Source organism: Bacillus sp. FSL M8-0049, from assembly GCF_038593355.1.
GTDB classification, from domain to species: Bacteria; Bacillota; Bacilli; order Bacillales; family Bacillaceae; genus Bacillus; species Bacillus safensis.
The window spans coordinates 388,816-402,873 of record NZ_CP151986.1 but is presented as its reverse complement, the minus strand read 5'-3'; the positions used below and the strand labels follow the sequence as shown (position 1 = coordinate 402,873).

Annotated in this window: 2 protein-coding genes; both read right to left on the bottom strand. The window is 46.0% G+C overall.

Annotated features, from left to right (window positions below):
• Positions 1-12 precede the first annotated feature (12 nt).
• Positions 13-10,146 carry an amino acid adenylation domain-containing protein gene (locus NSU13_RS01955; RefSeq protein ID WP_342489797.1) on the bottom strand — a complete coding sequence of 3,378 codons (10,134 nt, stop codon included), beginning with the start codon at positions 10,144-10,146 and terminating at the stop codon, positions 13-15.
• A gap of 63 nt (positions 10,147-10,209) precedes the next feature.
• On the bottom strand, positions 10,210-14,046 hold the full coding sequence (locus tag NSU13_RS01950; protein ID WP_328698980.1) for an amino acid adenylation domain-containing protein: 3,837 nt from the start codon (positions 14,044-14,046) through the stop codon (positions 10,210-10,212).
• Positions 14,047-14,058 lie beyond the last annotated feature (12 nt).

The following is a 14,058-nucleotide window of genomic DNA, read 5'->3' as shown; positions in this document are numbered from 1 at the left end:
TTTCTTCTCCTCCTACATCCAATCCAAAATCTGAATCTTGTTTTCTTCAGTCCAAACGCCGACATCCCCTGTCGGATAGAGGTATTCGCCAGTTTGATGTTTGAATGGGTGCAGAATTTTATGCGTCTCCATCCAATCGGCAAGCTCCCCGCAAAGTGCTTTGATGTCCTTTGCACCGATAAAAATATCTCCAGGAAATCCTACCGGCATGAGCTGATGCGCTTCGCTCAGGACATATATTTCCGTTTCACAGGAAGGATCATGCACACCTGAATAGACCTCTTCTTGATCTGGGTACAGCACGCTGACTTGTGCATTTTTCGCCCAATCGGTGATCATCCGCTCTTTTTCTTCATTCGTGACGATCGTGAAGGAAGAGAGGGGTGTCTCCATTTGTTCTGTCATCGCTTCAAGTGTGTGGATCAGCTGCTGCATCAGCGATTGTATTTGCTTTTCTGTATATTGATTGAAGCGGTATGTGACCCGCAGCTCCAGCGTCTCTCCCGGAACTGCCACAAGGGTCAGGTCATAGTTCGTTTCTTCATGACTCGCAATGTCTAAAATGCGTATACCGTAAGGCTCGATAGATTCAATCGGATAGTTTTCAAACACGACAATACTGTTAAACAATGAATCTCCATTCGGGATGTGAGTCAGCTGCTGAATATCTGGCAGTACGGTATATTCGAATTCCCGCATCTGAAATACTGTTTCCTGCGTATGTGCCAGCAGCTTGGAAATGGTCCACTCTGGCGTGATCGGCAAACGGAGCGGCAATGTGTTAATAAAGAGCCCTGTCATACTTTCAACCTGTGGTAAGTCCGCCGGCCGTCCTGATACTGTCACTCCGAACACGACATCCTCTGATCCTGAATGAAGATGCAAAAGCAGCCCCCACGCTGTTTGAATCAGGGTGCTCATTGTCACCTTCTGCGTGCCTGTCATCTCTTCGAGTTTCTGCTGCATTTCGGGCGTTAGTTTGATACTTAGCTGATCAACACCTGCTTCTTGATCCGAAGCTGGCCCGTCTTCTCCTGGAAGCGGTGTAGCCTCCTCTACTCCTGACATATAACCTTTCCAGAACTCTAGCGCCTTCTCTTGATCCTGCTTTTGCAGCCACTCGATAAAATCTTTATATGGACGTACAGCAGGAAGATCCACCTCCCGTTCATCCACAAGAGAGCGATACAAAGAAAAGGATTCTTCAATAAAACTGAACAAGCTCCAGCCATCAATTAAAATATGATGAAAGCTAAAAACAAACGTGCATGTGTTTTCATCACGATGGAATAAAGCAATACGAATCAGCGGTTCATCCGTATCTTCTAGTTTGAAATCCTTTGACCGATCTGTTTGCAAATATTGCTGAATGGCTTCCTTCTGATCCGTTTCACTCAGGTGGCGCACATCGTGCTGAGTGAGCTGAATACTTCCTTCTAATTGAATCAACTGAACAGGCTCCTTTAGCCCTTCCCAAGCAAATGTTGTCCGCAAAATCGAATGACGCTCTACTAGCAGATTCCATGCCTTTTCATAGGCTGCGCCGTCCGTTAAGCCTTCGAGTGTCATATGCACTTGACCAAAATACGCCTGTGACGCTTGATCTAATAATGCATGAAACAGCATCCCTTGCTGCATTGGAGATAGTGGATACACATCCACTACACCATCTGGAAGCTCATCGATTTCCTTTTGCGTCAGCTGAACCATTGGAAAATCAGATGGCGTAAAGCCGCCTTTTGTCTCTACACAATGCGTCAGAATATCCTCCATTTTTTCTTTGAACCGTTCAGGTAACAGGCGCACCTCTTCATACTGAAGCAGTTCACGATGGATCATAAAATTCATCTGAAGCTGACCGTTCACAACATATCCGTACACATCGATCAAATGCTGTCTTTCTGCTTTTGGATCATGTACAAGTCCATTTCGTTCATCTGCTAAATAAAGATGTGCTTCACCGTCTATTTGATCTAACTGTCCAAGATAATTAAAGCTCATCTGCGGCGCTGCCTTTTTGAGTAAACGAGATGCTGTCATGTATTGAAGCAAGCCATAGCCGATTCCCTTTTGCGGCACAGCTCTTAAGGTTTCTTTAACATCTTTGATTTGTCTCTCAATATCGGTTTGAATAAAAGGAATAAAAATAGGATAAGAGCTTGTAAACCATCCGACTGTTCGTGACAAATCCATCTGTTCAAATAAATCCTCGCGTCCGTGCCCTTCTAACGTGATGAGCAGCGGCTTTCCAACGGCTTGCGTGAGTCCGGATAAGAGTAAATCGTTTACCTCTGTTCGGTACGCTTGTGATGCCTGCCTTAGTAAAATATCTGTTTGATCCTTCGTCAATTGAATAGACAAAATCTCTGCATGTTCTTCTATATTGAAAAGTGCAGGTGTTTGAAAAGGAGAACCCTCTTCCTCTTGGCTCGTGATCTTTTGCCAAAAAGGAACCTGCTCTTGTAATTGATCGGTTTGTGCGTATTCATAAAGAGCATCTGCCCACTGCTGATAGGACGCAGTTTTCTTTGCAAGCGCGATTTCCTGCCCTGCCGCAAGCTGCTTCAGTCCATTTAATAGGTCTTCCTGTATGATGCGCCATGAGATTCCATCCATCACAAGATGATGGGCAGCGATAAAGAGTTCAGACGTACCATCACTTGTGTGAAAAAGAATGGCTTTGATTACTTCTCCCCGCTCTAATGACAACGTTTCTTGACAAGCGGCGGTCTCCATGCGGATTTGTTCCACCGCTTCCTCATGAGAAACACCCGTCAAATCAAAGAAGGTGACACAAGGGATGATGCCAGGCGCACGAATGGTTTGAATCCACGAGCCATCTGCTGCTTTTGTATAAACCGCTCTCAGCATATCGTGATGATCGACAATTTTTGAGAGAACCTGTATCAGCTGCTTTAGCTGTATGGATTGCTTGAATTCCATATGCGCTGATAAATTCCAATAATCTTGGTTTGTCATTGATTGCTCAAAGAACCATGATTGGATTGGAAGCAGACGAACAGCTCCTGTGACAGGCGACTGATCATAGAACGCAGCAGCATCTGACCTTTTCATAGCAAGTGCCAGCTGTGAAATCGTCTGTTTTTCAAATACATCTCTCGGCTGAATGACATAGCCTTCCTGTGCTAAGCGCGCCACCATTTGTATGACAATAATCGAATCCCCGCCAAGCTCAAAGTAGTTATCGTGTACACCAATCGAAGGAGTACCGAGCAGCTGAGTCCATACTTTTTCCAGTACGCGTTCTTCCTCACTGAGTGCGCTGTCAGCCGGTTTCTCCACTTTTTCCTGTTTCCACTCTGGCGGCGGGAGACGTTTTTGGTCTACCTTGCCATTTGCCGTGAGCGGGAGTTCGTCCAGCTCTATTAATAGGCTTGGCACCATATAATCTGGCAGTATTTCTTTTAATTGATGGCGAATGTGTTGCGTGGTGATGCTGCCCTTTTGGACAAAATAACCGATCAATCGCTTGTGACCACTCTCATGCTGATGCGGAATGACCGCACATTCTATGATGTCTTCAAAGCGCAGCATGGCGGCTTCAATTTCTCCGCATTCGACGCGGTGTCCGCGAATTTTTACTTGATGATCGATTCTTCCAAGGCAGTCAATGATGCCGTTTGGCAGCCAGCGGCCCATATCGCCTGTTTTATATAAACGCGCTCCTTCTTGGAAAGGATGCGGGATAAATGATTGCGATGTTTTTTCTTCATCTCCAAGGTATCCGAGTGCAAGCCCTGTACCGCCTACGTAGATCTCTCCAATGACACCTTGCGGAACCGGCTGCAGCTGGTCGTCTAGTACATAGGCCTGTGAATAAGCAATTGGCTGACCGATAGGAACCAAGGTCTGCCCCTCATCCACTGCCCCAATGTGATGCACACAGGAGAACGTCGTATTCTCAGTTGGTCCATAGCCGTTTAATAGGCCTTCAGGTAAATACGGTAGCGCTTTACGGATATGAGCAGCTGACAAAGCATCACCACCGACCAATAAGGCGTCAAATCCACTTAAAGCTTCTGGATGTTCCTCTGTTAATCGGTTAAACAGCGGTACTGTCAGAAATCCTGTTGTGATCTTGTAAGATGTCAGCGTGTCAGCCAGTGTATCCATTGATAAGATCGTATTTCGATCGGTCAGTATCAGCCTTCCGCCGTTGAGCAGGGCTCCCCATATTTCATACGTAAAGGCATCAAAGGAGAAGCTCGCGATTTGCAAAATACGCGTTTGTTCATTAAGGGTGACATAATCTGTTTCACATACAAGCCGGATGACCGCTTGATGCGGAATTAAAACTCCTTTTGGCTGACCGGTTGATCCTGATGTGTAATTGATATAAGCGAGTCCATCAGGTTTTAAAGCAGCAGACTTGAGTTCTGCCTCTGATAAAAACTCTTCATACCCCTGATCAAGACAAATGAGCTCGGTTTGACTGATCGAGACTTGTTTCAGCCATTCATTTTTTGTCAGTAACAGCTGAATACCTGTATCCCTCAGCATATAATCAATGCGTGCATCTGGATATTCAGGATCAATTGGGACGTAGGCCCCGCCTGCTTTCACAATCGCCAGCACCCCAAAAATCATTTCAGGCGACCTGTCAATTAGAAGCCCTACTGGTTCATGCGGCTTCACTCCTCGCTGCTGCAGATAAGCGGCAAGCCGGTCGACTTTCTCTTGTAACTCCTGATACGTCCACTGTTTTCCCCCAGATTCGAGGGCGATCGCATGAGGTGTCTTTTTCACCTGCGCTTCAAACCGTTCTGTGATGAGAAGCGGGCCTGCTGGTTGTTCTGTGCTGCCGCTCCATTCATAGAGCAGCTGATCCCTCTCTTTCTCTGGCAGGTAATTCATTTGTCTGATTGGCTGTGCTGGATTTTCACAAATACACGCAAGCAGCTGCTCGTAGTAACGAAGGAACCGTTCCATCGTGTCGTCAGAAAATAAGTCTGCATCATACTCCAGTTTTAATTGAAGACCCTCCGCTCCTTCAAAAACAAACAGGGATAGATCGAATTTGGCCGTATCATTATCTTCAATGGCTAAAACGGATGTCGCCTCACCCATCGGAGAAGCTTCAAGGGGCAGGTTTTGCAGAACAAACATGACCTGAAACAGCGGCTGCTTGCCAGCCTCACGTACAATATTCAGCTCATCTACCACCATCTCAAACGGCACATCCTGATGCGCATAGGCGCCCATTGTTGTTTCCTTCACTCGCTCTAATAGCTCTGTGAAAGCTGGATTGCCGCTATGATCAATCCGAAGTGCCAGTGTATTCACGAAAAATCCGATGAGCTGCTCCATCTCCGTCCTATTTCTCCCGGCAATGACGGATCCAATGACAAACTCATCCTGTGAAGACAATCGATGCAGCAAAGTAGAGAAAACCGAAAGTAATGTCATATAAAGGGTGCTGTCTGTTTTCTGAGAAAGGGCAGCCAACTGGTCAGACAGCGGCTTCGACAAGCGGTATTTTTTCGTTTTTCCCCTATAGGATTGAACGGCCGGACGCGTGTAGTCATACGGCAACATCAACTCTTCCACAGGTACCGCAAATTGCTCCTTCCAATAGGAAAGCTGCTTCTGCAATGTTTCTCCCGTCAAATACTCCTTCTGCCAAAGTGCGTAATCTGCATATTGAATCGGCAGCGGTGAGAGATCAGGCTCTCTCCCTTCGATGATCGCTGTATACCATTCGGACAGCTCCTTTGCAGCAATGCCAATCGACCACCCATCTGACACGATGTGGTGAATGGACATCAGTAGCAAATGATCTGTGTCTGACAGCCGAATCAGTTTCGCGCGAAAAAGTGCATCATGCTCTAAGCGGAAAGGTGTGCCCGCTTCTTTTTTCGCCCACTCAGCCGCTTTTTGTTCTTTTTCTTCCTGTGATGAAAGATCTGATACATCGACAACCTCAAGCGCTGGAAGAGTCATATGCTCATGTATGATCTGTACCGGTTCATCGCCGTTCATTGCAAAGGATGTTCTGAGTGATTCATGCCTTTGCACCATTTGCTGCAGGCTGCGCTGAAGCACCTTCACATCTAAAGGTCCAGTCATCCGAAAGGAAATCGTATTATTGTATAATGGCAGATCAGGCTGTAATTGATAGAGAAACCACTGTCTTTGCTGAGCATAGGACATCGGAAGCTCCTGACCCTTTTCTATTTTCCGTATCGGAACCGCTTCATCGGCTTTGGCATGTGAATCAATCCAGTCCGCTAACTCTCCAAGTCTCGTATGCTCAAAAAGAACAGCGAGCGGCACGTCAAATCCCGTTTTCTGTCTAACAGCAGACAGCATTTGCGTTGCCTTGAGCGAATGACCTCCGAGTAAAAAGAAATGATCACCACAGCTGATGTTTGAGACATCAAGCAGTTCGGACCAAATATGTGCCAAAAGTTTCTCCGTCTTAGTTTGAGGTGCTCTGTCCTCAGAATCATGTCCACTTTCTTCTATTAATTCATTGAAATACACTTCGTCCGGCATCCCATCCTCTGTTTCTTTCCAGTATTCTTCAGGATATAGATGGACGGAACATTCACCTGAGAGACGAGACTGTATACACGTATAAATGGATTGATACAGCCTTTCTTCAAAAGCCTTTGTTTGATCGGTTTTGAAAAAGACATATACGGCCTGCTCTGTTTGTATTTCCCCTTGTATCATCTCTTGAATTTCCTGCTTCGACCGATCCAGCCCGATATAAATGAGAGGAGCATCTGTCATCAAGCATGCCAGCATTGTTTGAATGCCCGCCCGTTTTGGAATCGGGAAATAACCTCTTTCTTTTAGCATGCCTTTGATCATTGAGCCTTCACTCATTCCGGTCTCATCCCACATGCTAAAGCTAAAGCAATACGGCTTTACAGTAGATGTCAGCCTCTGATAATGAGCAAATTGTTCAACGAACTCATTGGCCGCGCAATAAGCGCCAACGGTCATCCCGCCCTTTAACGTTCGAGCTGACGAGCTGGAAAGGAATAAGACATTGTGCCGTTTAGAGGCTGCTTCATGAAGCGAAATCGTGCCATATACCTTCGCTTCGTACATCGCATGTAATGAAACAGACGTCATGTCACGAAGCAGTTCTTCTTGAATGATGCCAGCGAAATGAATAACGCCATGCAGCCTTTTGCCTAAAGCCGTCTCCTGTCTTGAGATCAGGGCTTCAATGGCTTTTGCGTCAGTGATGTCCACTTTTTCATAAAGAACGGTGCCGCCGCGCTTTTCCGCTAGATTCTCAAGTGAAATCAATACGTCATGCTGCTCCGCAGATAAAGCCTCTCGCGCCTTTCTTCCAACCAGCACAAGATGCGCTTGATAGGATGTCAGCAGGTGCTCACTTAGCATTCGTCCAATGCCGCCAAGCCCGCCTGTCATCACATAAAGCCCGGAAGATTCAAATGGCGGTTTCTTCACCATTTGTTCTTTTTCTAGATGAAGCGGTGTTAAAAGAGGAGTATAACGAACACCTTCGCGATAAGCAGCGATATGATGGCTTGTGTCATGTGTAAGCTCTGTCATGATCGATGATGCATGAGAACGGCCAGCATCCGGTTCTGTCAGAGAAAAATCAAGGCATCGCACCTTGATAAACGGCCATTCATGCTGAACAGCTGTCATCAGTCCTGCTGTCGTTGCTTTCTCCACATCATGTGTTTGATCTTCCGGCAAGTTCATCGCATGAGCAGAGACAAAGGTGATCTCTACCGGCTCCTCATAGGCAGCGATCGCTTTTGTTACATATAAGGCACTCATGCTGCCAGTTTTCTGTGCTTCTTTTGCCAACTCTGCATGAAGTGTGTCTTCTTGAGTTGTGTAGTTCCAAAGGTGAATGATTTGTTTCACCGAAACGCCATACGAACGGAGTGTCTCAAAGAGTTGTTCGTAGTCAGACGGCCGATTCGGGTGGATGATGAAGTGTGTATGTGTGAGTTGTGTGAATGCTTGACCCGGTTCAACCGTAATATACGTTTGTTCATTGCTTGAAAGGGATTTTAATTGATCTGCCAGCCCTAATGTGTCTGCAAAGATCACCATGTTCCCTGCTGTTTGTTTTTCAGCTTCATGAAGCGGAGCAGGTGTCCACTCCTTTTGTAAACTCCAATCAGGCAAGGTGTGTTCATTTTCAAGTCTAATGTCCAGCTCCTTGATGATTTCATCAAATTCGCCTTCCTGCCATCGCTTCTTAAGCTGTGCCCTTTCTATTTTTCCAGAGCTTGTTTTCGGAAAGGCATGCTTCTGGACAGGAATCACGCGCGATGCAGACAGCCCCATTTTTGTCGCAATATGGGATTTAATATCCTGACTTGCTCTCATGATATAAGAAGGTTCATACAGCTTCGGTGTAAAAAAGAGAATCAGCTCGTCGGATGCAGATGCTTCCATCCGGGCGGAACAGGCCGCTACAAAGCTCGTTTCGACGCCGGGTACTTCCTCTGCAATGACTTCTATTTCATAGTTGTGATAATTTTTCCCGTTGATGATGATCATGTCTTTTTCTCTTCCGGTTAATGTCAGCCTTCCTTCGTGCAGAAAACCTAAATCCCCCGTGTGAAACCAGCCGTCTGTTTGAAAGACTTCTTGATTCGCTTCGTCATTCTTGTAATAGCCCTTCATTGTCGTCGGCCCTTTAATTTGCACACTGCCAATATGATCTTCGGGAAGAAGCTCATGCTGATGATTCACGATACGAATCGTGATACCCGGAATCGGTCTTCCCAGCTCTGTAAAGCTGACGGTTCCTATCTCACGTGCCTCCGCTGGTCTTAGCTGCTCTGTGAGTGATGTTTCCTCAAAGGTTAGAACCCCGCTGCTTTCATCTCCCCGCTCTATCGCAAAAGAGAAGACAACGGCTGAAGAGATTTCAGACATGCCGAATGCCGGTCTAATGACGTCTCCCTTTAAGCCGTGCGGAGCCAGCAAGTGTAAAAATCGGTGAATCGTCTTCGGTACGACCGCTTCTGCCCCATTGATCATACAAGTCATAGCAGAAAGATCCCAAGATCCTGACGAAATGTCTTTCTCATAATCATTGATCATCGCAAATGCGAAGTTAGGCGCCCATGTTTTCGTTGCACGGTAGCGGTCCATCCAGTCAAGCCAGCGCAGCGGCTGAGCGATAAAATCATCTGTTCTTGCCCGAACCTGCTCACAGCCCGTGTACACATTGACTAGGTGAAACATCACAATACCGCCAATATGATCTAAAGGCATCCAGTCTAACGACACATCCTCTTGTGTAAACCCATTGGCTGCCACTGTTCCTTTGACATTCGCCAGCACGTTTCGATGAGAATGTTCTACGCATTTGGGCATCCCTGTACTTCCAGACGTTAAGATAAAAAAGACTGAATCATCCGGTGACGCGGGATAAGTTTCTATATCTCTTTCTAAAGAAAGCATCGGCTCAACGGCTGCAACACGTAACTTGTCTGTATGCCACAATAAAGCTAAGCCTTGCACCTCATCAATCAGCGAGTCATCTGTTAAAATGAGCGGATGCTCCAGCAGGTGCCACGCATGATGAAGTTTCTTCACGGAGGCATTCATTTCCCGATAGGTCGGTGCAGCGGACACTAGTGTTGGAACAAATCCGCCTAACACACACGCCCAAAAGGCTGTTACCATCGCATGATTGGATGAAAACTGAAAGAACACAGGATCACCCGGTTCAAGTCCTAATGCCCTCAAACCTGTCAGAACCCGCTCAGCGTCCTCCTTTAACTGCGCGTAGGATTGCGTGAGTTCATTCTCACTATTGACGATATAAGTCAGACCATTTGTCGTTTTTGCCGCCTCTGTTAAGGCGTCCTGTAAGGTTTGGGCTCCTGCGTTAACATCTAGATCCCCTCCATAGGAAAGGGCGGGCGGCATGTCCGCTAAAGCAGGGGAAGCCGTTTGCGTCTGTATCGATTCAGCTGCGGCCTCCTGCTCCATGTGATTGTCGAGAAATAAATGAGAGAGGTGATATGGCCGCGGTCGAATGGTTTTTTCACGAGAAAAAACAGCGAAGCGTTCGATTTCGTTGGTTTGTAAAATGGTTCTCTGTACATCTTGTAAAATCGTATCCATTGTTTCATGTACATTTGGTTCGTTCATAATTGATGGTTTCATATGAGTTCCTTTCCTTTTTTGACAGGCAGGGCTGCCAATATGCACCCCTGCCTGAACTAAAGTTTACAAAACGGCTTCTCTATTTTTTTGATTAATTATCTTTTGGATCAGCTGGGCATTTTGAGCTGCACATTCTTTGTTTTTGAACATGTCAGCGTGCTCACCGTAGCCTTGATAATAGCGATAAGCACCGGTCGTCGCTTCTTCCCAATGATCCATCCAATCTGGAATCTCAATTTGCTCTTCTGATTGGATGAAATCAATATCTGCTTGTATCTTTCCTTGATTCACCCCCTTAACAAATGTTTCATAATAGGCCCGCGTTTTTTGAGCAAGCGCTTCTTGAACGAGCTCTTCTTGGGCAAGTTCACTTTGCTTTGATTGATGGACAATCGCTGCGATATCGTCATCGATGGATCGTCCTTCTAAATCACTTTCTCCAATTTTCTTATAGGAATCGATCATAATGACCTTTTCCACCGTCCGTCCTGCTTGTTCAAGCGATTGAACGAGCTCAAAGGCCAGATAGCAGCCGCCAGAGTAGCCCATCAAAGTCAGCGGTCCTTCAGGCTGAAGGTGCTGGATATGATGAACGTATTGCGTCATGCGGTGATCAGCTTCAATAAAGTCAAAGGCGATCAAACGAACGCTATCAAGCGTTTTGGCGGCTTCCTGATAGATAAAGCCGTAGCCAGGTAATGGCGGAAGAGCAAAGACTGTTGAAGTTTGAGATTCATTGAATACAAGATAGCCGGCAGCTTCATGATCCTGCTGTTGAATATAACGGCTGATGGCTTCAATTGTCGGCATCTCAAACAGCAAGTGAATAGGCACCTGAACATCGAATTCCTTCGACACCTTTGATAAAAGCGACATCGCTTTTAAAGAATGTCCGCCAATCTCAAAGAAATGGTCATCTGTACTGATATCATCTCGTTCAAGCACTTCACGCCACATGACAAGCAGCTTTTGTTCTACCTCATTGGCCGGAAGCTTCACATGGCGGTTTCCTTGAGGCGCCTCTGGCTTTGGCAGCTGACGTTTATCAACTTTTCCATTTGGTGTCAGCGGCATCTTCTCAAGTCTGATCAGCTCATGAGGCTGCATGTATGCCGGAAGTTTCTCCTTCAGCCCTGACTTGATCACATCCACTTTGTCCTTCCACTCATCCTCACACGTCATATAGGCGAGCAGTCTTGTATGCTGCGACGAGCCATGCTGATCCGTTATAAGGGCAGCTTGCTTTACGCCTGGATGCATGAGAAGGTGGGCTTCAATTTCTGTCAGCTCAATTCGGTGTCCGCGAATTTTCACCTGATCGTCCACTCTGCCTGCATACTCAATCAGACCGTCTGCTCGAAAATAAGCCAAATCACCCGTACGATACAGCCTTTCTCCCGCAGCAAATGGATGTGTGATAAAGGCTTCTTTTGTCAGATCAGGACGGTTCAAATATCCCTTCGCAAGTCCTTTGCCGCTGAGACAAAGTTCTCCGACCATTCCAATCGGCTGAAGCTGTCCTTGCTGGCTCAATATATAAGCACCCGTTTGGTTAATCGGCTTTCCGATTGGAATAGAATAAGCTTCGATCGGCGGAGCTTCATCTACAGGATAATAGGTGGCGAAAACCGTTGATTCAGTTGGGCCGTAGACATTGATTAGTCTGCCTTTCCCCATGACATCAAAGGCTTTTCTCACATGCTGTACAGATGCACGTTCCCCTCCGAACAGCACCTTGCGCACACTGCGCATCCAATCAGTTTCTTCATCAATAAGAAGATTAAATAAAGCAGTTGGAACAAACATGACAGAAATGCTTTCTCTTTTAATCAGCTCCGTCAGTTCGTGCATATCTAAAATGGTGTCTTTTTTCGGCAGGACAAGCTTTGCTCCGTTTAAAAGCGCACCATATACATCAAAGGTAAAGCCATCAAATACGCTGTTGGATAGCGACAGCAGTGTATCTGTTTCTGAAATGGTTAAGTAGTTCGTATTTTTGACCACCCGGGCAATATTGGAATGGGTTGTCATGATGCCTTTTGGCTGACCTGTTGTGCCTGATGTATACATGATATATGCCGTATCGTGTAAACCTGCTTCCAGCGGCAGATTCTCTGAGCTCATTAGTGAAATCTCCTGATCATCTGCAAACAGATACGTGCCATCAAACGCGAGTCCCTTCGCCTGACCAATAAAGGATGAGTGAGTCAGAAGATGTGTTGCTCCGCTGTCTTTAAGCATGTATTGAATGCGGCTTTCTGGATAATCAGGATCAATTGGCACATAGGCTGCGCCTGCTTTTAAAACAGCAAGCAGACTGACAATGAGTTCAGGCGTTCGATCGGCTAAAATGGCGATGACCGTTTGATGTTCGGCTCCATTTTTTTGCAAATGCCTTGCCAATCGATTGGCCTGTTCATTCAGCTCAGCATATGTCATTGTCTGCTCTTCTGCTGATAGCGCCACTGCATTTGGCTGTTTGCGGACATTATGCTCAAACCATTTCGATAAATACAGCTGGTCATGCTCAAGCTCAGGTGCATTCCATTCCTCAAGAATCAGCTGTTTTTCCTGTTTTGTGACGAATGGGAGTGTATGAACCGATTGATCGGGATGCTTAACCGCCTCATTGATCAATAGGCTGAGCTGTTCCTTTAACTTATGAACAAATTGAGGATCAAACGCTCTTTGGTTAAAGGCAAGCTTCAATAGTAATTCTTCTCCAGGCGATGCGAGCAGATTGAGATCATAGTTTGATTTTTCATAGACATTCATATCCTCCACCGTGAACCCTAACCGTGCCTCTTGCTCGTCCTTCTTTGCAGCTGGGACATTTTCAAACACGACAATATGATCAATGAGCTGCTGCTGGCCTGTCTTTGCTTGAATATCATAAATCGGAATATATTGGTGCGGCTCGGCTGCAAGAGACTGCTGCTGTGTTTCTGACAGGAGCGCACGAAATGTCATGTGATCTGTCAGCTGAATTCTTCTTGGGATGACATTGATGAACAACCCAACCATCCTGTCAACGCCAGCCAAATCTGCCGGACGTCCTGACACAACTGTTCCAAACAGCACATCATTTGACCGCTGATACCTGCTCAGCAGAACCGACCAGACTGATTGAAGCGCACTGCTTAACGTCGCATTTTGCTGCAGCGCTAACTCTGATAAAGCGGCCGTTTCTTCTTTGCTCATGGACCATTCAATTTCGCCTAATTCATGTTCATTCGTTTGTTTTCGCTGTTCTTTAAAGGTCGATTGTCCATCAAATCCTGCTAATGATTGCTGCCAATATTGAAGTGATGCTTGTTTATCTTGTTTTTCCAGCCACTTTATATATTCTTTATATGGTTTGACCGGTTCTAGCTTGTAAGGGACGTCATGTAAAAGTGCATGGTAAATCGCAAATAACTCCTGCACCACTAGTCCAAAGCACCAGCCATCAAGAAGGATATGATGATAGCTCCATATCCAGCGATAGCTGGCAGGTCCCGTTTGGAAAACAGATGCCCGCATGAGAGAATCCTTCGAGAGGTCAAATCCTTTCAGCTGATCCTGTTGTTTGAATTTCTCTAAACGTTCAAGCTGGTCATCTTCAGAAAGATCTTGCAAGTCCACAACATCAAGTGTAAAAGGACGTTCCTTTAGTACAACTTGGACAGGGCGCTTGACTCTTTCGTGGAGAAACACGGTACGAAAAATATCGTACCGCTCCACGATGATATTCATGCTTTTCTCAAGTAAGTCATAACGCAGTGTGCCCTTAACGTTCATATCCATTTGCTCTACATAAAAGCCCTTTTCTTGATGATGGAGGGTATGAAACAGCATTCCTTCTTGCATCGGTGACAGATAATACATGTCTTGAACTTGATCCCTTTTAAATTGACTCATCTATTTCATCCT